A 22,789-nucleotide genomic window follows, 5' to 3' on the forward strand; every position below is an offset into this window, starting at 1 on the left:
ATAAATTATCGATGAAAAAATTTTATTCACTATTCAATCAAGATATACTACCAATCTCTTCGCTCAATTGGGAGTCCAAACAGGGAAATATCCGTGAAAATATTCAAAAAATTTTTACAAATCCTTTGCATATGTGTCCTCTTGGGCTGCATCGTACTAGCTGGGCTGTACCTTTACGTCAGATCTGACATCCCCAGTGTGGCGGTGCTAAAGGACGTAAAATTGCAGACTCCAATGCAAGTATTTACCCGAGATGGAAAACTTATCAACCAGTTTGGTGAAAAACGGCGAATTCCCGTAAAAATCAGCGAAGTACCTCAGCCTATGCTGAATGCATTCCTGGCCACTGAAGATAATCGTTTCTACGATCACTACGGTATCGACCCTATCGGTATTGTCCGAAGTGCAATCGTTCTTATCTCGACTGGTGAAAAGCGCCAAGGCGCAAGTACCATCACCATGCAGCTGGCACGAAACTTCTTTCTTACTCGGGAAAAAGCATACATCCGAAAAGTGAAAGAAATATTTATCGCATTGCATATTGAGCAATTATTGACCAAAGACGAAATCTTCGAGCTCTATCTCAACAAAATTGAGCTTGGTAATCGTGCCTTTGGCATCGGTGCTGCAGCACAAGTGTACTATGGAAAGCCTCTACAAGAGCTTGATTTAGCGCAAATGGCTATGATTGCGGGCCTACCCAAGGCGCCTTCTGCACTTAACCCTATCCGCAACCCTGAGCGTGCTAAAAATCGTCGTAACGTCGTGTTAGGCCGGATGTTAGATGAGGGCTACATCACTCAGGCTGAGTTTGATGAGGCAACTAACAAACCGATTACCGCCCGTTTCCACGGCGCCGAGATAGAGCTTTATGCGCCTTATATTTCTGAGATGGTGCGTGCCGAGTTGGTTGCTCAGTATGGCGAGGAGCAAGCCTATAATTCAGGTATGCGAGTCTACACCTCGGTAGAGTCAAAAGTGCAGCAAGCAGCTCAGCAAGCATTGCGTGATAATCTATATGCTTATGATATGCGCCATGGTTATCGCGGCCCCGAGGCCGTGCTATGGGATAGCGAAACCGAAGCTCCTCTTGACGAACCACAGTTAATTGCCCACTTACAGGGCCTTAACCCACTCGCCGACTTACATGGTGCAGTGGTGATGAGTGTGGACGAACAATCCGTTGAAGTACTTAATGAATTAGGTGAACGGTTCACCATAGAGTGGAACGGATTAAAATGGGCGCGCAAATTTATTACCCAGTCTCGTCAAAGTTACGCTCCGAAGAGCGCAGCCGATATTCTCTCTGCAGGTACACAGATTTGGTATCGTTTCGACAATGACGGCCGCCCGCTGTTAGCGCAAGTTCCCGAAGCATCCAGTGCACTGGTCTCTATTGACCCTAAAGATGGCCGCATAAAGGCGATTGTCGGTGGCTACAGCTTTGAACAAAGCCAGTACAACCGAGCGGTTCAGGCAAAGCGCCAAGTTGGCTCTAACATCAAGCCCTTCATTTACTCAGCGGCGTTAGAGCATGGTTACTCCTTAGCAACCATTATTAACGATGCGCCGATAAATCATTGGGATAAAAGCCAAGGTGTTGCTTGGCGACCCAAGAATAGCCCAGCTAAATATGTCGGCCCGATCCGTGTTAGACGTGCCTTAGCGCAGTCAAAAAACGTGGTTTCAGTCAGGTTGCTGCGCGGCGTCGGTGTAGACCCTGCCGCTGAACACTTACTCAAGTTTGGCTTTCATGATGAAGATATTCCGCGCAATGAAACCCTGGCGCTGGGGAGTGCGTCATTAACACCTTTAGAATTAGCTCGCGGTATGAGTGCTTTCGCAAATGGTGGGCATTTAGTTGAGCCTTACTTTATTACCGAAATACAAAGCGCCGAAGGCGAAGTGCTAATGCAAGCTCGCCCCTATAAGGCCTGCTCTGAAGAGCAAAAGCGCAGCAATGAAATGTTTGCAGAGCTGGCAATGCTTGAGCCCAGCGGCGCCAGTGAGAGTAACCCCGACAACACTGACAGCGCTGAGGCTACTGATACCCAGTTACCGCAATGCGCACCTCGGGTTATTTCTAAACAGAATGCCTTCTTAATTGCCGATGCGATGACCAGTGCAATTTGGGGTGGTGGCAGCTGGAAGCATGGCACCGGCTGGAATGGTACTGGCTGGCGCGCGACGCGGTTAAAGCGCCGTGATTTATCAGGTAAAACCGGCACCACCAACAACTCGGTCGATACCTGGTTTAGTGGCTTTAACGCCAATGTTATGACCACAGTATGGGTTGGCTTCGATAACCCAGGTAATCCGCTAGGACGTACCAGTTACAACAACAACTTAGGGAAAGGACAAACCTTTGGTGCCGAATCTGGTGCAAAAACAGCGCAACCGGCTTGGATTGATTACATGCGTGTGGCCCTTGAAGATGAGCCTGCGGCCCCTATCGAGCCACCCGAAGGACTGGAATCAGTACGAATTGATCTAAAATCAGGATTATTAAGTCATCAAAACGACCACACCAGCCGCTTTGAATACTTTATAAAAGGGACTGCCCCCACTAAGTATGTGGAAAAAGCGCCGCCGGTGATCTTCGAAACTCAAGGGCATGATGAACCTGAGCTGCCCACTGAAGACGAACTCTTCTAAATAAAAAAAGCCAAGCAATAATGCTTGGCTTTTTTATTACCCTGTTACCGCATTAACTAAGACTCTCAATAAGCCAGTAGAGATCTGAGTGGACACCTGCAGCGGTGACCTCTTTCCCTGCACCTGGGCCTTGAATAACCAAGGCATTCTGCGCATACCAGCGACTGTTGATGACAAAGATATTGTCGCCCGGACTTAATCCCGCTAACGGGTTGGATTGTGCCACTGCAACAAGACCCACTTGGGCTTTTACCTTGCCATCAACAATGCGTAAGTCAGCGTTGTACCTCAGTACCTTTTGCTCGGCTTGCGCCTGCTGTGCGTGGGTGCTAACAAAGTCATCAAGTAAGGCAATATTATCGAGAAAATCCTGCCAGCTCCCTTTTGCTAAAGACTCTGGCATCAGTGGGCTTAGCTCAATATCGTCAATGTCCAACTGCAAACCCAACTCGCGTGCGAGGATCAACAGCTTACGTTGTACATCTCGGCCGGATAAATCTTCACGTGGATCGGGCTCGGTAAAACCTAGCTTTTGCGCCGCAAAAAGCAGCTCAGAAAAAGCTTGGCTGCCATCATAGTGACTGCATAGCCATGATAACGTCCCAGAAAACACACCTTGAATACGGGTGATGTCATCGCCACTACGCTGCAAATCAGCTAATGCAAAGTTAATGGGTAGCCCAGCGCCAACACTGGTGTTATAACGCCATTTGAGATTGCGCTCTGCCAGCTCGTTACGTAACGACTGATACCAACTATGTGGCGCTGTTCCGGCATACTTGTTGGCACTGATCAAATGACAGTTAGCTCGCACAAAGTCAGGGTAAAGGACACTGAATGACTCACTGGCGGTTATATCAATGACCACCTTGTGTTCGTAATCAAGCTCATTGAGGCGTTCGCACAACTGCTCGCTTTGATAGGGAACCGCTTGTTCTAACCATTGACCTTGCCAATTCTGCGGGTCTAACCCACAGGGGTCAAACAACATGCTGCGACTTCGCAGTAGACCAACCAGTTTTACCTCAAAATGCTGCTCTAAACGCGCTAGCTGCTGCGTAAACTGTTGTAAAAACACACTGCCCACATTTCCAAGGCCGGCGACAATCACGGCAATTTGCTGATGTGCGCCAATTAAAGTGCGATGTACCTTGCCTAAACTATCGGCATCAATGATTTGATCGGTCAGTACCAAGGCGTAGTCTTGATCGCAGTGGCTAAAGCGGATAGTTAAGTTAAGTTGCTCTAAGCATGCCAGCATTTCTTGGTAGCCTTGCTGAGTATACTGGTTTGGGCTGACTAAGGCGCACCCATTGAGATTTGACTCAACGAGTTGTCCACGCTCTCCCAGCTCACGGGAAATAAGAGTGCTATGGGCGCTGGGTACAATCAAAAAGTCTATACCCTGCTGCTGAAAATGGCCTATGGTGTGCTGTATAAGCTGGCTTAACGTTGCCAGTTCATCCACTTTAAGGCTCGACACACGATATAGGTCAACGCCCTCTATGGTGGTCAAAAAACGTTTATGCTTACAGTAACCTTCGCGGACAATCTCAGTGCCACTGGCATCGCTGTCATAGGAGCTACGCACCGATAGCTTAATCGCGCTACCTTGCAAAGGCGACAGCGTTTTCGCATGCAATACCGGATTACCTAACTGGGCAAGGCGGTTGGCTTGGCCACGACAAATTTTTTGATACTTTAAGGCATCGGCTACTTTACGTGGGTCGGTGCTGAAAACCCCCTGCGTGTCGGTCCATATGCAAACTTGTTTGGCGTTGACATAACGGGCCAATAAAGTGGCGCTGTAGTCACTGCCATTGCGTCCCAAGGTGACTGTTTGCTGGTTGCTATCGGCGGCAATAAACCCCGTTACGACGTTGATTTTATCCCTGGCAATATGGCGCTCGCAGAGCTTTTCATTGTCCAAATGCAGTAGTTGCCCTTGGTGCATACACAGTAGCTGCCGCGCATCAAGATCTTGCGCAGCATAGCCTAACTGCTGCAAATAGGTCGCCAGCAAGCGGGCCGACCACAGTTCACCATGGGCTAATAAGGACGCCTCATCTAAGGTGTTTGTCTGCAATTGCTCAGCTATGCGCTGAAGCTCACTATTAAGCTGTGATTGCAGAGCGTGTGCTTGGTGCGCTGCTAATAGCTCATCAATAAGCTCATGCTGATGGGTGCGTAGCAACTGCAAGACATCATGATAACCATGGCTATCGTGCTGTTGATAGGCCTGCCACAACTTCACTAGCGTATCCGTGGTTTTGCCCGCCGCAGAGACCACCACCACGTCACCGAGTTGGCTGTTGCCGATAACAATATTGGCGACCGCATGGTAACGCGCCGCGTTGCTGAGACTCGAACCACCAAACTTATGTACAACCTGAGTCATAGTATCCTCTTATTTGCTTGCTAACGCGTTAAAAGCGGCATCTAAGTCATCGATAAGATCTTGCTTATCTTCAATACCTACAGAAATCCGGATAAGCGTGTCGCCGACCCCAGCCTCAAGTCGAGCGGCCTTGTCCATGCCCGCATGAGTCATGGTCGCGGGGTGACAAATAAGGCTTTCCACCCCGCCCAACGATTCCGCTAAGGTAAACTGCTGTACTGAGGTGAGGAATTTTGCACTGTCTTGCAGCTGGCCTTTAATGTCAAAGCTCACCATACCGCCAAAGCCCTGTTGCTGCGCTTTTGCCAAGTCGTGTTGTGGGTGCGAACTCAACCCTGGGTAGTAAACTGACTGCACACTAGGATGCTGTTCAAGGTATTGAGCAATCGCCAAGGCATTTTCTTCATGCTGCTTCAGGCGCACTTTCAAAGTACGCAAACCACGCAGGGTGAGATAGCTATCGAAAGCGGCGCCGGTAATACCAATATTATTAGCCCACCATGCCAGCTCTTCACCTAACTCTTTGGTTTTGGTGATCACCGCACCACCGACCACATCGGAGTGACCATTGATATATTTAGTGGTCGAATGCACCACCACATCACAACCCAATAACAACGGGTTTTGTAAGGCGGGAGATAAAAACGTGTTGTCGGCTGCAACCAGCGCGCCGATGCTCTGCGCGGCATCGCACACTGCGCGGATATCCGTGAGTCGCAAAATGGGATTACTGGGCGTTTCAATCCACACCAGTTTGGGTTTGGCGGCCACTAAGCGTTGGTAACAGTTTGATTGAGTGAAATCGATAACCTCGACCTTAAGCAACCCTCGCTTGGCTAAAGAGGTAAATAAGCGATAACTGCCGCCATAACAATCATGGGGGATCACTAGCGTGTCATTGGGTGTCAGTAGCTGCGTCACTAGATGCACTGCGGCCATACCTGTCGCGGTGATAATTCCGTGCTCTCCCCCTTCTAGTTGCGCTAAGGTTTGCGCCAAAATATCCCGATTGGGATTACCACTACGACCATAATCATATTCGCGTTTGCTATCAAAATCAGCAAAGGAATAGGTGGTCGATAAATGAATGGGTGGCACCACCGCACCGTGGTGCTTATCGGCATCAATACCATGGCGCACGGCGATGGTGTCTTTTTTTAGTTGTGACATATTTGCCCCCAATCAAGAAAATAGATGTTTAGACGTCTAAAAGGTTAAATTAACACAATTTAGAAGTCAAAACATTTATACGTCTAAATAGCTAATTTATGAATATTTGACTATCCTTACCAACGCGATAAAATTTCGCCCTTATTGATGCCTAAGTGACCAAAAATAAGACGCAAATTATGGCCAAGTGGAATGGTGAATACATTCACCCTTATGCGGAGCATGGAAAAAAAGCCCAACAGGTAAAGAAAATTACCGTTTCCATCCCGCTCAATGTTTTAAAAGTATTAACCGATGAACGTACTCGCCGCCAGGTGAATAATCTTCGTCACGCCACCAACAGTGAGTTGCTGTGTGAAGCATTTCTACATGCCTTTACTGGTCAACCGCTGCCAAATGACGAAGATCTCCGAAAAGATAATCCGGAGAAGGTACCTGAAGAGGTGAGAAAAATTATGGAAGAAATGGGTGTGGAAGTGCCTGTTATCGGAGAGGACTAACAAAGACAAGCAAGTTTAACTAACCCCTGAGCATTAGGCCTCATTGCAGGAGCTAGCTTAGTGTTGTTCATACATGTCGCAAGTCGGCCTGTATGAAAAGCGGTTAGTGAAGCAATTGCTCTTTGCAAGCCATAAAAAAACCCAAGCACTAAGCTTGGGTTTTCTTTTTTCTAGCGCTGAGTAGTAAAGTGATTACTCAGCCATATAATTCGCTGGCATATCAATTTGCGCAACACCTGAGTCCACAGCCGCCTGCGCCACGGCTTTCGCTACGCGTGGCAATAATCGTGGATCCATGGGCTTGGGAATAATGTATTGCGCGCCAAACTCTAATTCGCTCACTCCAGATGCCGTTAACACTGACTCAGGTACTGGCTCCTTGGCGATGCTGCGAATAGCCTCTACAGCGGCAATTTTCATCTCATCATTGATAGCGGTGGCACGCACGTCCAGTGCACCACGGAAAATAAATGGGAAACACAGTACGTTATTCACCTGGTTCGGGTAGTCAGAGCGCCCAGTGGCCATAATTAAGTCTTTGCGCGCACTGTGTGCCACATCCGGCTTAATTTCTGGGTCTGGGTTAGAACAGGCAAAAATGACCGGCTTGTCGGCCATCAATTTAAGGTCTTCAGCTGAGAGCAAATCTGGGCCAGAAACACCAACGAACACATCGGCATCGGCAATAACGTCTTGCAAGGTGCGCTTATCGGTGTTGTTAGCAAATAATTGCTTGTATTCATTTAAGTCATCACGACGCGTGTGGATCACCCCTTTACGGTCAAGCATGTAAATATGCTCGCGCTGAGCGCCACACTTAATAAGCAGCTCCATACACGCAACTGCCGCTGCGCCAGCTCCCAAACACACGATCAAGGCATCACGAATATCTTTACCTTGAATTTCTAAGGCGTTTAGCATGCCTGCGGCAGTGACAATAGCAGTGCCGTGTTGATCATCATGAAATACTGGCACATTACAGCGTTCAATGAGCGCTTGCTCGATTTCGAAGCACTCTGGGGCTTTAATATCTTCGAGGTTAATACCGCCAAAGGTATCGGCAATATTTTCTACAGTGTTAATAAAGTCTTCCGTGGTGCGATGCTTCACCTCGATATCGATGGAATCAAGATTAGCAAAACGCTTGAACAGTAGCGCCTTGCCTTCCATGACCGGCTTAGACGCTAACGGCCCTAAGTTACCCAACCCTAAAATGGCACTGCCATTAGAGATCACAGCAACCATGTTGCCTTTGGCCGTGTATTTATAAGCATTGTTAGCATCGGCAGCGATTTCACGCACCGGCTCTGCAACACCTGGGCTGTAGGCTAAAGCGAGATCGTTAACGGTCTCGGCGCTTTTGGTGAGTTCAATGCTAATTTTTCCTGGAACGGGGTTAGCGTGGTAATCGAGGGCTTTTTCACGAAAGTCAGACATGAACGAGTATCCTGCTAGAAATGTATGTGAGAGTTCAGCTAGTTAAGGCAAACCATACCGCTTTTCTAAATATATTCAAGCAATATCAGGTCTATCCTGTTGTACGAAATTAAAGGGTTTTAAGCCCAAATTCATGCACATTATCTAAAGCTTTATGTGTAAATTTTGATATTCCATGCACTATAGGGACTTATGCATGCATAAAAAACCACCTAAAGCCATGCATAATGCTATATCCAAATAACTTAATATAACTAAAAAGAATACCGTTCGGATAACGAATCTTATTGTTCGCTAATAACAAAGTAAGTGAATTTTAGTGAACTTTAGCGTCATTATTGTGCTTTTTTTGTCACTTTAAATGAGCTAGAGCTTAAGGTGAAATGGCTAGTATGAATAATGGGGATGGATAAAAATCATAGACACAAAAAAAGCACCCGAAGGTGCTTTTCTCGACAAGCAAAGATTACTTCTTGCTGCTAAGCGCACCGAAGCGCTTATTGAAGCGATCTACACGACCACCTGTATCAAGGATCTTTTGCTTACCAGTGTAGAAAGGGTGACACTCTGAACATACGTCTAGGTGAATGTCTTTACACAGGGTAGAGCTTGTCTGGAATTTGTTGCCACAAGAGCACGTTGCGTTGATTGCTTCGTACTTAGGGTGGATACCTTCTTTCATGGGGGTTACCTCTAAATAGGCCGTATCGCTCTCCAAACCCGAAGTTTGGCACCATACGCGTTAGTTTCAATGTGCCAAAGCATGGATATAACCCGCTCAGCACCCTTAAGGCCGCGTATTTTATTTTACTCCTGATTAATGTTCAAGCTTTAATTGCGGCTATTCACTGCGCCATGAATTTAGTACATTAGCGCTATATTCTAGTTCTTGGGGCCTGATTTTTGTTGCCATCATCTCGCGATTCCAACAGCCACAGTAGCAACGCGACCCCGTGCTACCTTGAAGTAGCACTTAAGGTGCCCTTACACCGTAGCTTCGACTATTTATTGCCCATCGAGTTGCGCTCTCGCGCCGTGACTGTAGGGGTAAGGGTCAGTGTTCCTTTTGGTTCGCGTGTCCTGACCGGTATGGTGTTAAAGGTAAAAGCCAGCACAGAGATGCCGGAAGATAAAGTCAAAGCCGTTAAAGCCGTGCTCGATAGCACTGCCATTATTGATGACAGTCACCTACAGTTATTGCAATTTACTGCTCGCTATTATCATTATCCATTAGGTGAAACCGTCTTTACCGCTTTGCCAAAAGCGCTGCGTGAAGGCGCGGATATTGATAAAACCAGCATTAATTACCTGCAACTCACCGAGCAAGGGCAACAACAACCGACACTGCGGGCGAAAAAGCAACAAGCCTTGCTTAAGCAGCTAGCTGAATCAGGGAAATCGCCCACCACGGAAATTAAAGCTCTGGGCTACTCCAAAGCCACCATTGATGCCCTCATCAATAAAAAACTAATAACTCAAGCAGTTGAATTTGATAGTCAATGGCGCGAGCAGCCATTACAGGTGGCCAACAAACCAAGGTTAAACAGCGAACAAGCCATCGCCTGCACAACCATTAACCAATCCCCAGGCTTTGCCGCTTTTTTACTTGAGGGGATCACAGGCAGCGGCAAAACCGAGGTGTATCTGCAGTGCTTAGAGGCGGTTTTGCAACAGGGCAAACAAGCCTTAGTCTTGGTCCCTGAAATAGGCCTAACACCACAGACGGTAAACCGCTTTCGCCGCCGCTTCCCCAATACGCCAATTATGCTCTGGCACTCAGCGTTGACAGATAATGAACGTTTGCAAACCTGGCGGTTTTGCCAAAAAGGTAGCTGTGCTATAGTGATCGGCACACGTTCGGCGATTTTTATGCCGTTTTTACGCCTAGGCATGATTATTGTCGATGAGGAGCATGACGCCTCATTCAAACAGCAAGACACCCTACGCTATCACGCCCGTGATCTGGCCGCTTACCGTGCGCAACAGCAAAACATTCCCTTAGTTCTAGGCAGCGCGACCCCTGCCCTGGAAACACTCAACCGTGCATTGTCCGATAAGTACCAATTGCTCAGTCTCACTCAACGGGCACAAACCAGCAGTGACAATCAATTTGAACTCATAGACATTAAAGGTCAGCACCTTGAGGCTGGACTCAGCCATAGCGCCCTTGCCTATATCAAGCGTGAGCTGGCGAGACAAAAGCAAGTGATGGTGTTTTTGAATCGTCGCGGCTTTTCCCCTTCGCTCATTTGCCATGAGTGCGGCTGGCTCAGCGATTGCTCGCGTTGTAGCACCAGCGCGACCTACCACAAGGCCATGCGTCGTTTGGTGTGCCATCATTGTGGCGAGCAAAGTGCACCGCCCATGCAATGCCCGGATTGTGGTAGCACACAAATAAACCCGGTGGGGCTGGGCACCGAGCAATTGCAAGAAGCATTAAGCGAGCAATTTCCCGACACACCCATCAGCCGTATCGACCGAGATTCAACACGACGTAAAGGCAGTTTGGAGGAAGAACTGGCTGCCATCAATCGCGGCGGCGCGCGCCTATTGGTGGGCACACAAATGCTAGCCAAAGGCCACCACTTTGCTGATGTCAGCCTAGTCATTATTCTTGATGTCGACGCCGGGTTATACTCATGTGATTTCCGTGCCACCGAACACTTAGCACAACTAGTGACTCAAGTAGCAGGACGCGCAGGTCGCAGTGGCGAACCAGGCACCGTGTTACTGCAAACTCACTTCCCAGAGCACCCACTATTGCAAGATTTAGTCAACAATGGTTACCAACACTTTGCTCGTTATGCTTTGCAAGAGCGCCATGAAACAGAAATGCCACCGTTTTCGCACTTAGCCCTGCTAAGGGCGGAAGCGCATGATTTATCACTACTGTTGCGCTTTTTATCGGATTTAGTTCCCGCAGCCCCCGTGCCTAAGATACAATTGCTGGGTCCGATTCCCGCACCGCTCGAACGAGTCGCTGGCAAATACCGTTATCAATTGCATATTCAAGGGCAAGATAGAGGCGCGCTACACGGCTTTTTGGCGCAACTAATGAACTACCTCGGTAGTAATAAGCTGGCACAAAAAGTACGCTGGAATTTGGACGTTGATCCCATAGACATGATGTAAAGAGAACACAAAAACAATTATGGCGCAGCACGACTATATAAATCGCAAACGACCTCAGCGTGGTAAGAACAAAAAAGCCCCAGCAAAAAAGCCTCTGCCGCTTGTGCTTATTGCTTTGGCCATTTTGTTACTCGCCGGCTTCGCTTACGGCCTCTGGTATATAAAAACCAATGCTGATCCTGAGGCTGTTGAGCAAGTTAAGCAGAAACCAAGCGCCTCCAAGCCAGAAATTAAAAAACCGCAAACGCCCGAATTTATTAACGAAATAAAGCAAGCCGAGATAGAGGTTGAGGTTAAAGAAATTGAGCAAAAAGGCCCTTATCAAATGCAATGCGGGTCATTTAGAACCTATGCGCAGGCGGAAACGCTCAAGGCCAAAATAGCCTTTGTCGGGCTAGTATCAGAAATCAGGCGCACTGAAGGCAGCAATGGCGTCTGGTTTCGAGTACGGTTAGGCCCCTATCCGACCAAGCGCGGCGCAGAGAGCGATAAGAACAAGCTTAAGCGTCAGGCAAAAATCATGGGCTGTGGCATCTGGTTGTGGAATTAGGCAAAGCGAAAGCCGTTATCGCCATGTAAATAACCTAGCAGGCACAGCAAATCACATAAAGGGATTGCAAGTTTACCTTGAAATCCCTTTTTAATGCCCATATTTCCTCGCTATTAGACAGTTACAAACACCCAGACTGGGTATAAGGACACACATGACCACAATCGTTTCTGTACGCCGTGAAGGCAAGGTTGTTATTGGCGGCGATGGCCAAGTTTCGCTCGGCAACACGGTAATGAAGGGCAACGCGCGTAAAGTGCGTCGTCTTTTCAACGGTAAAGTGATCGCCGGGTTTGCAGGCGGTACAGCCGATGCGTTTACCCTTTTTGAGCGTTTTGAAAGTAAATTAGAGATGCACCAAGGACATTTAACCAAAGCCGCTGTAGAGATGGCCAAAGATTGGCGCAGTGACAGAGCCTTAAGGCGACTCGAAGCCATTCTTGCTGTTGCTGATGAAACCACCTCACTAATTATTACTGGTAATGGCGATGTGGTACAGCCTGAACATGACCTAATTGCGATTGGTAGCGGCGGCAACTTTGCCCAATCAGCCGCGATTGCATTACTAGAAAACACCGAGCTTGGTGCGCGTGAAATCGTTGAACGCAGCTTAAAAATCGCTGGCGATATCTGCGTATTTACCAACAACCACCAAACTATCGAAGAATTGTAAAAGGAGCTGCCATGTCAGCTATGACTCCCAGAGAAATCGTTCACGAGCTTGATCAACACATTATTGGTCAGAGCAATGCTAAAAAAGCGGTGGCTATCGCCCTGCGCAACCGTTGGCGCCGTATGCAGCTCGACGAGAGCCTGCGCCCGGAAGTAACACCGAAAAATATCCTTATGATCGGCCCAACCGGTGTGGGTAAAACTGAAATAGCACGCCGATTAGCCAAACTTGCTAATGCTCCTTTTTTGAAAGTAGAAGCGACTAAGTTCACTGAAGTTGGCTATGTTGGCAAAGAAGTAGAAACTATTATCCGCGATCTCGTCGACATTGCCATTAAGATGGTTCGTGAGCAGCAGGCGAAGAAACACCACTTCCGTGCTGAGGAAGCTGCAGAAGAACGTATTTTAGACGCATTACTGCCACCAGCTAAAGACACCTGGGGCGAGTCACAACCAAGTGAAAATAGCAGTACCCGCCAAAGTTTCCGTAAGAAATTACGTGAAGGTCAGCTCGATGATAAAGAAATTGAAATCGATGTTGCTGAGCAAGCGCCTAATGTTGAAATCATGTCACCGCCCGGCATGGAAGAAATGACCAACCAGCTACAGAGCATGTTCCAAAACATGTCCGGCGGCAAAACCAAAAAGCGCAAGTTGAAGATTAAAGAAGCCTTTAAACTACTTGTTGAGGAAGAAGCCGCCAAACTGGTTAACCCCGAAGATGTTAAAGAGCTCGCTATTGAAGCTGTTGAGCAACACGGTATTGTGTTCTTAGATGAAGTAGACAAAATTTGTAAGCGCGGTGAAGCAAATGGCCCAGATGTAAGCCGTGAGGGGGTACAACGTGACCTGCTGCCGCTTATTGAAGGTTCAAGTGTGAGCACCAAGCACGGTATGGTGAAAACTGACCATATTCTATTTATTGCTTCTGGCGCGTTCCAAATGGCCAAACCCTCGGATTTAATCCCTGAACTACAAGGTCGTTTACCGATCCGAGTTGAGTTGGACGCCCTCAGCGCCGATGACTTTAAGCGTATTTTGACTGAACCGCATGCTTCGTTAACGGAGCAACAAATCGCGCTTATGAATACCGAAGAAGTGACTATTGAGTTCACCGACGATGCCATTGACAGCATTGCTCAAGCAGCATGGCAAGTGAATGAAAAGACAGAAAATATTGGTGCTCGTCGACTGCACACAGTCATGGAGCGATTGATGGAAGAAATATCCTTCGATGCTTCCGATAAGGCAGGCTCACGTCTTACCATTGACGGCGAATACGTCAACCAGCACTTGGGTAACTTAGTGCAAGACGAAGACCTAAGCCGCTTTATTCTATAACGGCATGGGCTTGGGCAACTTCACCCAAGCCCTTTTTATTGAGGCTGGTTTATGTTGATAACAACCTTACACTATCATCAGCGTTCAAAAACCTTAGACATTCACTTTGACAATGGCGATAGCGCCGAGCTCAGTGCTGAGTTCCTGCGTGTACACTCCCCTTCTGCCGAAGTACAAGGCCACCATCAAAGCGAGCCAAACCTCGTTACCAACAAACGGGATGTTGGTATCAACAAAATCGAACCTGTTGGCCACTATGCCGTGCGCTTAATTTTTGATGATGGCCATCTCAGTGGCTTATACAGCTTTCGCTACTTAGCCGAACTGACCAGCAACAAAGATAATCTCTGGCAGAGTTATTTGGCGCGACTTAAAGCAGCGAATGCCCAGCGTGATGCAAGTATTGCGATTAAGGTGACGCCTTAAGCTAAGTGCATTGCCACTACCTAGGGTGGGTGAATACAGAAACGGGGGCTCTCGCCCCCTTTTCTTATGTTACTGTCTTCGGCTTTTTCTAAACCTTGTATTTAGCCACGGCATCGTGCAACACCCGAGCCTGCTCTGCTACTTCCTCACTGGTATGGGCATTATTACTTGCATGGCCGCTGGCCTGCTCAGCAATATCACGAATACGCACCACGTTTTGATTCACTTCAGAGGCAACCTGTGATTGCTGTTCAATGGCCACCGCGATTTGCGTACTCATTTCCATTATGGTTTCAATTTCTTGAGTAATCGAGCTCAGTAAGTCGCCGGCACGAGAAGCTTGCTCTGCACTCTCACCTCCTTGGTCGCGACACTGTTGCATAATACTCACAACTTGTTGGGTCCGCTGTTGCAGGCCGGAAATAATATTTTCTATCTCCTGTGTGGAGTCTTGTGTGCGTTGCGCCAATGAACGTACTTCATCCGCAACCACCGCAAAGCCACGCCCTTGCTCACCTGCCCGTGCAGCTTCTATGGCAGCGTTCAACGCTAAGAGGTTGGTTTGCTCAGCGATACCGCGAATAACATCCAGTACCGAGCCAATGGTGTCAGCATCTTTTTCTAAATCACCAACCACCCCAGAGGCATTACCAAGCGAGTCAGAGAGCTGGGCAATACGAGATACGGTGGCATCCACTTCCTGACGCCCTTGAGAAGCACTTTCATTAGTTGTTTGCGCTCGTTTCGCAGCTTCCTCTGTGTTGCCAGATATATCATGAATGGTTGCCTGCATCTCGGTGGCCGCTGTGGCCACCATATCAGCTTCTTGCAACTGCTCTTGTACGCCAGTACTGGTTGATGCGGTGGTGCTAGCTAAGTCTTCTGTTGCGGCGTTCAGTGTCGCTAAGGCATTATTCACATCAAAAATCAGCCCTCTAAAACCGGCGGTGAGGTTATTGATATTACTGGTCAGCGTCGCAATTTCGTCATTGCCATGGGTATCAATTTGAATACTTAAATCATTGGTCTCACGAATACGGGTAATGGCACTGACCGCTCTATCAATTGGCTGAATAATCGCGCGACTGGTCATTGTCAGCAGCGCCGCCACCAAGATTGCAGCAATCACTAAAATTGTCAGAGCAGTGATTTGAGTCACTCGCATCTCTTGCTCTATCATCTCTTTCGTGGCGCCCAGCACTTGGCGAGCATACTTGTCACTTTGCTCAACGGACTGGCGCAATTGCCCCAGCGCGCCAGACTCTAAATCAACGCCCAAGCGTTGTTGGGCATCAACCAAGCTTTTAAATTTACTGCGATAGTCATCAAGGAGGGTGATTAACTTAGTGCGATATGGCGCATCAAACCCCGCGCTTTGCACTTTGTTTTTCAATGCGCTGAAATGGGTGTCAAACTTCCCTAGATACTTCACATCAAGGCGCAACATAAAATCTTTCTCAGCCCGGCGAAGTTGTAACATCAGCGCCAGCATTTCAAAGTTTTGTCGCTCTTTAAGAAGAGTTTCGACTTCATGTACGGCGCTGCGTAGAGCGCCATAAAGGGCATCTTTTGGGTGCAAGCCGATTTCGCGCTGTAAAGCCTCGACGTTGTTAAAGTCATCACGATACTGCTGCGCCTGTGAGGCGAAATTATCAATCAGCTGAGTATCACCATCGAGGGTCACAAACTGCTCGCGCAGCTTCGCTACCCGCGCTTCAAGCGCTTGATATTCACTGGCGAACTCATCCAATGATTGTTCTTGCTTGTAAAATAGAAAGTTTTTCTCATGCTTACGTAAGGTAAGCTCATGAACATTGAGCTCTTCAGCATTTTCCAGTGTGGAGTTAAGTAACCCCATTATGCGGGATTCATAGATAATTACAGCGAATAACACCAGCAAAGCTGTTGCTACGACTGCGCCATTTAACTGTAAACGACGTTTAATCGTGAGCTTTTTCATAAAGTTCATGGTTTTGACCTTCCAAGTAACTGCAGCGTCATTATCTTCAAATTTTAGCCGCCATATATGATATGTCGCAAAAAATTTGTCGATTTTTCTTAAAATCAAGGCAGTTATATCTTAATCAAGCGACCAGAACCAACAAAAATTACAACACGTTGTGCCACAACTGCTCATTTAAGCCTTTACGCTGATGCCACTGCCCCTGTACTAACCAATCGACCAAAGGCGCAGGATCTTGAGGATAGTTAATCCGAGAGTGGGTCGCAATATTGACCCAATCTTCGAGCGCATCTTGGTCAAGATAGTGCATCACTTGCGCCCGCTGCATTTGCTGCAACGTCAACGCATTTGAGTATTGCTCGAATTGACCGTTCAGAGGTTTAAGCAAGAGCTTCTTACCCAATGTAAGCGCTTCACTGGCGAGCTCAAAACCGGCATTGGCTATAACTCCGCTCGCACTTGCCAAATCACGCAGGAAGTTTGCCCGAGACGGGCGGCGCAAATGAATATGAGCAAGTGACTGGTCTTGCGCGTGTGGGTGATAACAGTAAAACTCTTTGCCAGGAAAATCTTTGAGATAATGTATGACCTCCTCCAGCTCCTCAAAAGGCAGATACACCAATACCTTGTTATCAACATACTCACTATCAACCGCAGTGCCATGCTCAATAAACGGAGGAATAATAGAATCGTCAAAAGGCTGCCAGTGCACTCCGAGATAAACATCCGCTGGAGCGAAGTTGCGGATCATCGCTTTGGTAAAGAGGTTATCGCCAGTCACTGGTACGTGGGGTGATAAAAATGCGGCTTGATGGCTCATGCCAATAACAGGAATTTTTTGCCGACGCCCAGCCCACGCGGTAACAGGCTCAAAGTCATTAAAGATTAAATCATAATGGCGTAAGTTGAGTTCACGAATATCACTGATAAATTCTCGTATTTTCGCTTGTTTAATCGTTTTAAAACCATTGACTCGCCCCCGCTCGGTGACAAAGGTAAGCCCTGTTCGTGTTTGAAAGTCAGCAAACTCCTGCATATCAAAATAATCAGCTTTGCTGCGCCCAGAAAATAAGTAATCCACTTCGATACCCGCCTTGGCAAATGCCTTGGCCATAACCCGAGCGCGTGTGGTGTGGCCATTCCCTGTGCCCTGAACGCCATAAAGAATTCTCATAAAGTCCCTGTAATAATAAGTGCTAAAAGTGCACAGCCGTAACCCATCAACGAGCCGATGACTACATCAAGGGGATAATGCACCCCGAGCAACACCCGCGATAACGCTACCAAGCTTGCCCACGCATAAAGAAATATAGCTAGTGGTGGATAGAAGTGGCTGACTACAGTCGCAAATACCCAAGCCGCTGCGCTGTGCCCTGAAGGCAAGCTAAATTTGTCGCTTGGGCGAATATGCGCATGGCTTATCACGCCATCACAGGGCCTTACACGCTGAAACAGGTTTTTCGTAGCGTAGTACACTGGTCTCTCTATTAGGTAAGCCACCAACAGTACCATCACTAACGTCTGTTGCTGCGCGGTACTAAATGCCACTAGGTAAAGAGCAAAGGCCCCATATAAAATGCCGTCTCCTGAACGTGAAGTCATGCGAATGCAGTGATGTAACCAGCGTCGGTAACGCGGGCGAAATATCACCTTAAACAGTGCCCTGTCTATGCGATCTATGTGCGATAAGATCATTCGCTTTCACCTAACTAGCTGACTTACTTTGACTATAGTGAGCGAAAATAACAATTACATGACGTTTTTTAGACACTAATATGTCGCCTCACGATGACCTTGCGCTTCGCTTGCTAAGCCCCATAACCTAGGTATACTTGATGCAAAAGTGCCCGTAGGAGAGCCCAATGGAATACAGTACTTCTGAACTTTGCGACCATTTTGCCGATGTAGTGGATGTGCTTGAACCCATGTTTATTAATTTTGGTGGTCAAAGTGCATTTTGCGGCCGTATAAGAACGGTGAAATGTTTTGAGAGTAGCCAACTGCTGCGTGAGGTACTGCAACAAGATGGTACTGACTGTGTGCTGCTCGTTGATGGTGGTGGGTCGACTCGCCGCGCGCTGGTAGACATCGAGCTTGCAGAACTGGCCGTCGAGAATAATTGGGAAGGAATCATCGTATATGGTGCGGTACGCCATGTTGATGAGCTTGAAGAACTGGAGCTAGGCATCCAAGCGATTGCCTCAATTCCTGTGGGCGCAGACAACCTCGCTCCGGGTGAGGAAGGAATTCCAGTTAACTTTGCCGGGGTCTCTTTCTACGAAGATGATTATATTTATGCTGATAGTACCGGCATTATATTGTCCGCCGAGGAGCTAGAGCTGGAGTACATCGAAGACGAAGAGCTTGATGTATTAGAGGATTAATCCACTATATGAACCATGCAGTCACTATTTATGATGAGCAGAGCTTACAAGGCATAGTGGCTGCTCGCTCCGGCGAACAGCGTGTGTGGCAGGCCATGGCCTTGCTCGATACGCGTTTGGAGTTCAGTCAAGCCCTCAAAGATGCTTATGCCTTTGGCATACGTTACGTTATTCTCGGTATTCCAGAAGATATAGGCCCTCGGGCAAACTTAGGTAAAGGCGGTGCTCAACAAGGTTTTCGCGCTTTTTTATCAAAGTTTTTAAACCTTCCTGTCAATGAATTTACCCCCGTACAAGATACACTCCTGCTAGGGGAAATAGACTGCCAAGCGCTGCAGCTGCAAAGCCAGGCTTTGGATAATCTTAATCCAGACGACACCGTACGCCTGCGGGCCTTGTGTGAGAATATAGATCAGTTAGTCGAGCCTGTAGTAGCAGCTATTCTAGCGGCCGGACTAATCCCGATAGTGATAGGTGGCGGTCACAATAATTGTTACCCGTTGCTGAGCGCAAGCAGCAAGCATTTCGGCTGCGCCATCAATGCACTCAACCTAGATCCCCACGGTGACTTTCGTGCACTTGAGGGACGCCACAGTGGCAATGGTTTTCACTACGCTGCACGCCGGGGATATTTACAGGGCTACCATGTCATTGCTCTGGATGAACAGAAAAATAACCAAGATATATTAGCCGCACTGCATGAACATCACGCCAGCTATACCAGTTATCATGCTCTTAAAGTAGCCACGACCACATCAATAGCAGAGTCGGTGAATAGCGCCCTACACAGCTTTACTCTTAATAGCCCACTGGCCATAGAGTTGGATGTCGATGCCATTACCTGCGCGCCAGCCAGTGCGTTTAATCACCGAGGTGTAAGCCTTAGCGAAGCTGAGCAATATGTCTTTTGCGCTGCGCGCACTTCGGCGCTGGCGTACATTCATTTGTGCGAAGCGGCTCCAGAGCAAGACCCTAATGGTTATGACGCTGGTGCGAATGCCGCTGGGCAAATTCTCACTGCCTTAGTTATTGCTTTTTTACGTGCAAGATACCAACGCTAGCTGAAAGATTGTTGGTGACGCCACTGTCGCCCCCACCCTAATAGCCCTTCTAATGGTAAAGGCTGGGTAAAAATGAAACCTTGCGCGCCTTGCACATTGAACTCTTTGATATAACTAAGCTGGGCTTCGGTTTCAATACCTTGGCAAATCACTTGCGCCTTTAGGTGGCGATGCATGTCAATAAGGCCATTGAGTAGCGCTTTGTTGGCGCTGGTATAATCAACATCTTCGGTCAATGCGGGGTCTACTTTGACATAACTTAGCTTAAGCTTCGGCAATTTCGCTAAAAATAATGGCGTTTCGCCAAGACCATCCAAACAAACGTGAACCCCTACCTGGTGTAACCGAGTTAACAATGATAAAGCGCGATTATCCAGCGACATAAGCACTGGCAGAGGACATTCAACAATTAAATCGCCATGAGCAAGGTTGTGCTCTCGTACCATACGCTCAGCAAAATCAACAAACTCATCATGCAGGACTTCTTCACCATACAAGTTAATGCTTATGGGGGTCGGCTGCCCGTCCATTTTTAATGCCAAGGCCATTTCCGCTGCACGTTCAAGCACATGGAATGCCAGCTTATAACCACGTCCGACGGCACGCAGATCAGCAATAAACTCTTCGGCTTTTAATAACCCTTTTTCTGGGTGCTGCCATCGTAGCAATAATTCTACATACAAGAGCTCTTGTTTGGGCAATCCAATCACAGGCTGAAAATAAAGAGCAAAGTCTTGCTCAAAATCGACCTTTTCTAACTCTTTCAGTTGTACTTCGTGGGCTTGCACCTGCTGCTCTAGCTCAGCGCTGTAATGACTAATGCGTTGCTCGGGATAAAAGTCACGCGTTTTAAACGCGCACTGCAACATGTCATCAAGGCTTGATGCTGAACTCGCCCCTTGTACGATAGCGATATGCGGTTTTAGCTCGACGATACCTTGCTGAGAATTGAACGGCCGCTGAGCGGCATCGGCTAGCTGCTGAGCAACTTGCTCATGTACGTGTCGCTCTTGGTCAAAGACCACCACTGTGCCGTAACACAGCGGAGCAACTTGGAAAAGTTGCGCGCTCTGTTGCACTTGTCGTCGCGGCACATTGAGATTTAACACTTGCGGGTGGTCGATGACTTGATTCATCCGCGTTAAAGCTTGCATCAATAATAGCTCAGCGAATTCTTGCCCGAGCTGACGGTTAAGAGGCTCATAGCCTTCTATTTGCACTAAGATCAAGGCGATATCAGCACGATTATTGGCGCTCCAATCTTGATATTGCGCTAACGCTTGCGGCCAAGAAATAATAGGGAGAGAGTGGTTATCAAGTGTATTAGCTTGTTGGTTGGATGCAACTTCCGGCTCACTAAAGCTCAGCTCCATATAAGCGCTAAGCTGCAACAACAAAGGGACGATGCATAACCAAGCGCTGTGCAACTCAAAAGAGAGGTGCGTTGCTATCAGCAAGCTCTGCAATAGCACTAACCCACCCTTGCCAAGCAGTAATCTTTTATTTTGATGCCGGTATACAAGCCAACAACGAACGCCATAAGCGCCTAACAAAATGGCGCTGGCGACTTGCCAATAGCCACTGATATAGGCCAGCCCAGCGATTGAGTAGAACATCGCACTTAAGCCATCACGGCGCTCACTGACGAGAACAACGCTGACGATTAGCGCCATCATAAACAGTCCGCTAATAAAGGCGCTCAAATGAATGCTGGTGATCATGATTATTATCGTTATTGTTGACGCGGCTGACGCTTGTTAATAAGCCAAGTATAGCCGCTTATAATTTAGCCGCCCATGATCAGAAAGTTTTGCTTAACACTCCCTGAATCCACAGTTGTTTCAAGGGCTTGGTTCCAAATTCGTAACTTAATTGTGCGGGGTGTTCAATGTCCCACAACGCCACATCGGCACGCATCCCCGGTGCAAGCGTACCTCTATCTGCAAGCCCTAACGCTCGTGCCGCATGACATGTCACGCCTTGTAACGCTTGCGCTGGTGTTAGTCGAAACAAAGTACAGGCCATATTCATCATTAGCTGCAATGAGCACAACGGGGATGTGCCGGGATTAAAATCAGTGGCAATTGCGATAGGCACATTATAACGATGCAACAACGCTATTGGTGGATACTGACTCTCTCTAAGGTAATAGAATGCCCCCGGGAGCAATACCGCAACCATACCGCTTTGCGCCATTGCCTTAACCCCTTGTTCGTCAAGGTATTCAAGATGATCACTTGATAACGCCTGATATTTCGCAGCCAAGGCAGTACCGCCCATATTAGAGAGCTGCTCGGCATGGAGCTTAAGTTTGAAGCCTAAATCCTGCGCCGCCTTAAGCACCCGCTCCGTTTGCGCATAGGAAAAACCAACATGCTCACAAAAAACATCTACCGCATTGGCCAGTTTCTTGGCCGCCACTTCAGGGAGCATCTGTTCACATACCAGATCGATATAACCATCACTGTCTCCTTGATACTCTTTGGGCAATGCATGGGCACCTAAAAATGTGCTCTGAATTGATACAGGGTGATGGCTATCAAGTAACTTGGCGACCTCCAGCAGTTTTAGCTCGGCAGCTAGGTCTAAACCATACCCTGATTTTGTCTCTACTGTGGTCACCCCTTCAGCGTAGAGCGCATCAAGGCGCTGTTTGGCACTAACGTACAACTGTTCCGGCTCTGCCGCGCGGGTTGCGCTCACAGTGGTCGCAATCCCTCCCCCTTGCTCAGCAATAGCTTGGTAACTTTCTCCTTGCAAACGGCGCTCAAATTCTCGTGCACGATTACCGGCAAACACCAAGTGAGTGTGGCAATCGATAAGCCCTGGAGTCACCCACGCCCCTTTTGCCGAGGTCACAGGAATACTTAATAAATCCAGCTCTGGGAGCTCACTCATCGGCCCAAGCCATTGAATAACCCCCTCGCCCATGACCACGGCTCCTTGCTCGATAACACCGTAAAGGTCATCACCTTGAGGCTCCATAGTGGCGATATTTACATCTACTATAATGTGATCCGCGTGCATTAGACGTGCTCCTAATGAGTAATTTGCTAAACTTGTATATACAAGATATTTATGCCATGTTTACATAATAACC

Annotated in this window: 18 protein-coding genes; 9 read left to right on the plus strand and 9 right to left on the minus strand. The window is 47.8% G+C overall.

From position 1 onward, the window contains the following. Positions 1 to 93: 93 nt before the first annotated feature. Positions 94 to 2,655 carry a PBP1A family penicillin-binding protein gene (locus tag MHM93_RS06315; RefSeq protein ID WP_239448408.1) on the plus strand — a complete coding sequence of 854 codons (2,562 nt, stop codon included), beginning with the start codon at positions 94 to 96 and terminating at the stop codon, positions 2,653 to 2,655. A gap of 52 nt (positions 2,656 to 2,707) precedes the next feature. Here the strand turns inward: MHM93_RS06315 and metL are convergent, their stop codons facing one another. Both metL and metB read right to left on the minus strand, forming a co-directional pair. Next, positions 2,708 to 5,053, minus strand: coding sequence for a bifunctional aspartate kinase/homoserine dehydrogenase II (gene metL, locus MHM93_RS06320; RefSeq protein WP_239448409.1), 2,346 nt, complete (start codon positions 5,051 to 5,053; stop codon positions 2,708 to 2,710). Positions 5,054 to 5,062: 9 nt separating this feature from the next. Continuing rightward, a complete protein-coding gene (metB, locus tag MHM93_RS06325) occupies positions 5,063 to 6,223 on the minus strand; it encodes a cystathionine gamma-synthase (RefSeq protein WP_239448410.1) in 1,161 nt (386 codons plus the stop codon). Positions 6,224 to 6,402: 179 nt separating this feature from the next. Between metB and metJ the strand changes: the two genes are divergently transcribed. Further along, complete coding sequence (gene metJ / locus MHM93_RS06330) at positions 6,403 to 6,723, plus strand: met regulon transcriptional regulator MetJ (protein ID WP_022946657.1); 321 nt, start codon at positions 6,403 to 6,405, stop codon at positions 6,721 to 6,723. Between the two features lie 192 nt (positions 6,724 to 6,915). Here metJ and MHM93_RS06335 read toward each other — a convergent pair whose 3' ends face one another. Further along, positions 6,916 to 8,160: a malic enzyme-like NAD(P)-binding protein gene (locus MHM93_RS06335; RefSeq protein ID WP_022946655.1), complete on the minus strand. Its 1,245-nt coding sequence runs from the start codon at positions 8,158 to 8,160 to the stop codon at positions 6,916 to 6,918. A 466-nt stretch (positions 8,161 to 8,626) separates the two neighbouring features. Then, entirely contained in the window at positions 8,627 to 8,842 is a 216-nt protein-coding gene (gene rpmE / locus MHM93_RS06340) for a 50S ribosomal protein L31 (RefSeq protein WP_081604468.1), read from the minus strand. Positions 8,843 to 9,066: 224 nt separating this feature from the next. Between rpmE and priA the strand changes: the two genes are divergently transcribed. The 5 genes from priA to MHM93_RS06365 all read left to right on the plus strand — a co-directional run bounded on the left by priA (position 9,067) and on the right by MHM93_RS06365 (position 14,281). After that, positions 9,067 to 11,292: a primosomal protein N' gene (gene priA / locus MHM93_RS06345; RefSeq protein ID WP_239448450.1), complete on the plus strand. Its 2,226-nt coding sequence runs from the start codon at positions 9,067 to 9,069 to the stop codon at positions 11,290 to 11,292. Positions 11,293 to 11,311: 19 nt separating this feature from the next. Continuing rightward, entirely contained in the window at positions 11,312 to 11,842 is a 531-nt protein-coding gene (locus MHM93_RS06350) for an SPOR domain-containing protein (protein WP_022946653.1), read from the plus strand. Positions 11,843 to 11,996: 154 nt separating this feature from the next. After that, a complete protein-coding gene (gene hslV, locus MHM93_RS06355) occupies positions 11,997 to 12,515 on the plus strand; it encodes an ATP-dependent protease subunit HslV (RefSeq protein ID WP_022946651.1) in 519 nt (172 codons plus the stop codon). 11 nt (positions 12,516 to 12,526) lie between these two features. After that, on the plus strand, positions 12,527 to 13,855 hold the full coding sequence (gene hslU, locus MHM93_RS06360) for an HslU--HslV peptidase ATPase subunit (protein WP_022946650.1): 1,329 nt from the start codon (positions 12,527 to 12,529) through the stop codon (positions 13,853 to 13,855). Positions 13,856 to 13,906: 51 nt separating this feature from the next. Next, positions 13,907 to 14,281, plus strand: coding sequence for a DUF971 domain-containing protein (locus tag MHM93_RS06365; protein WP_022946649.1), 375 nt, complete (start codon positions 13,907 to 13,909; stop codon positions 14,279 to 14,281). Positions 14,282 to 14,369: 88 nt separating this feature from the next. Here MHM93_RS06365 and MHM93_RS06370 read toward each other — a convergent pair whose 3' ends face one another. From MHM93_RS06370 to MHM93_RS06380, 3 genes are all read right to left on the minus strand, one after another. Continuing rightward, positions 14,370 to 16,250 (minus strand): methyl-accepting chemotaxis protein, encoded by a 1,881-nt coding sequence (locus MHM93_RS06370; protein ID WP_239448411.1) that lies wholly within the window; start codon positions 16,248 to 16,250, stop codon positions 14,370 to 14,372. Between the two features lie 139 nt (positions 16,251 to 16,389). Continuing rightward, positions 16,390 to 17,418 (minus strand): MJ1255/VC2487 family glycosyltransferase, encoded by a 1,029-nt coding sequence (locus MHM93_RS06375; RefSeq protein WP_239448412.1) that lies wholly within the window; start codon positions 17,416 to 17,418, stop codon positions 16,390 to 16,392. After that, positions 17,415 to 17,939 carry a phosphatase PAP2 family protein gene (locus MHM93_RS06380; RefSeq protein WP_022946646.1) on the minus strand — a complete coding sequence of 175 codons (525 nt, stop codon included), beginning with the start codon at positions 17,937 to 17,939 and terminating at the stop codon, positions 17,415 to 17,417. The genes MHM93_RS06375 and MHM93_RS06380 overlap by 4 nt, the downstream gene beginning before the upstream one ends. A 167-nt stretch (positions 17,940 to 18,106) precedes the next feature. On the opposite strand from MHM93_RS06380, the gene rraA reads away from it, so the two are divergent. Beyond that, positions 18,107 to 18,628 (plus strand): ribonuclease E activity regulator RraA, encoded by a 522-nt coding sequence (gene rraA, locus MHM93_RS06385; RefSeq protein WP_022946645.1) that lies wholly within the window; start codon positions 18,107 to 18,109, stop codon positions 18,626 to 18,628. A gap of 8 nt (positions 18,629 to 18,636) precedes the next feature. Continuing rightward, positions 18,637 to 19,689 (plus strand): formimidoylglutamase, encoded by a 1,053-nt coding sequence (locus tag MHM93_RS06390; protein WP_138549117.1) that lies wholly within the window; start codon positions 18,637 to 18,639, stop codon positions 19,687 to 19,689. On the opposite strand, the gene MHM93_RS06395 is transcribed toward MHM93_RS06390, so the two are convergent. Beyond that, the gene (locus tag MHM93_RS06395) at positions 19,686 to 21,410 is read right to left on the minus strand and encodes an EAL domain-containing protein (RefSeq protein ID WP_239448413.1); all 1,725 of its coding nucleotides are present in this window, start codon (positions 21,408 to 21,410) and stop codon (positions 19,686 to 19,688) included. The two genes, MHM93_RS06390 and MHM93_RS06395, sit on opposite strands and share 4 nt — an antisense overlap. A gap of 79 nt (positions 21,411 to 21,489) precedes the next feature. After that, positions 21,490 to 22,716, minus strand: coding sequence for an imidazolonepropionase (gene hutI / locus MHM93_RS06400; RefSeq protein ID WP_239448414.1), 1,227 nt, complete (start codon positions 22,714 to 22,716; stop codon positions 21,490 to 21,492). Positions 22,717 to 22,789 lie beyond the last annotated feature (73 nt).

This window comes from Pseudoalteromonas sp. MM17-2, assembly GCF_022347945.1.
GTDB lineage: Bacteria > Pseudomonadota > Gammaproteobacteria > Enterobacterales > Alteromonadaceae > Pseudoalteromonas > Pseudoalteromonas ruthenica.

Bases quoted from the DNA above. Each gene is read 5' to 3' on its own strand.
- metL (WP_239448409.1), bottom strand. From the start codon at position 5,053: ATGACTCAGGTTGTACATAAGTTTGGTGGTTCGAGTCTCAGCAACGCG.
- metB (WP_239448410.1), bottom strand. From the start codon at position 6,223: ATGTCACAACTAAAAAAAGACACCATCGCCGTGCGCCATGGTATTGAT.
- metJ (WP_022946657.1), top strand. From the start codon at position 6,403: ATGGCCAAGTGGAATGGTGAATACATTCACCCTTATGCGGAGCATGGA.
- MHM93_RS06335 (WP_022946655.1), bottom strand. From the start codon at position 8,160: ATGTCTGACTTTCGTGAAAAAGCCCTCGATTACCACGCTAACCCCGTT.
- rpmE (WP_081604468.1), bottom strand. From the start codon at position 8,842: ATGAAAGAAGGTATCCACCCTAAGTACGAAGCAATCAACGCAACGTGC.
- MHM93_RS06350 (WP_022946653.1), top strand. From the start codon at position 11,312: ATGGCGCAGCACGACTATATAAATCGCAAACGACCTCAGCGTGGTAAG.
- hslV (WP_022946651.1), top strand. From the start codon at position 11,997: ATGACCACAATCGTTTCTGTACGCCGTGAAGGCAAGGTTGTTATTGGC.
- hslU (WP_022946650.1), top strand. From the start codon at position 12,527: ATGTCAGCTATGACTCCCAGAGAAATCGTTCACGAGCTTGATCAACAC.
- MHM93_RS06365 (WP_022946649.1), top strand. From the start codon at position 13,907: ATGTTGATAACAACCTTACACTATCATCAGCGTTCAAAAACCTTAGAC.
- MHM93_RS06370 (WP_239448411.1), bottom strand. From the start codon at position 16,250: ATGAACTTTATGAAAAAGCTCACGATTAAACGTCGTTTACAGTTAAAT.
- MHM93_RS06375 (WP_239448412.1), bottom strand. From the start codon at position 17,418: ATGAGAATTCTTTATGGCGTTCAGGGCACAGGGAATGGCCACACCACA.
- MHM93_RS06380 (WP_022946646.1), bottom strand. From the start codon at position 17,939: ATGATCTTATCGCACATAGATCGCATAGACAGGGCACTGTTTAAGGTG.
- rraA (WP_022946645.1), top strand. From the start codon at position 18,107: ATGGAATACAGTACTTCTGAACTTTGCGACCATTTTGCCGATGTAGTG.
- MHM93_RS06390 (WP_138549117.1), top strand. From the start codon at position 18,637: ATGAACCATGCAGTCACTATTTATGATGAGCAGAGCTTACAAGGCATA.
- MHM93_RS06395 (WP_239448413.1), bottom strand. From the start codon at position 21,410: ATGATCACCAGCATTCATTTGAGCGCCTTTATTAGCGGACTGTTTATG.
- hutI (WP_239448414.1), bottom strand. From the start codon at position 22,716: ATGCACGCGGATCACATTATAGTAGATGTAAATATCGCCACTATGGAG.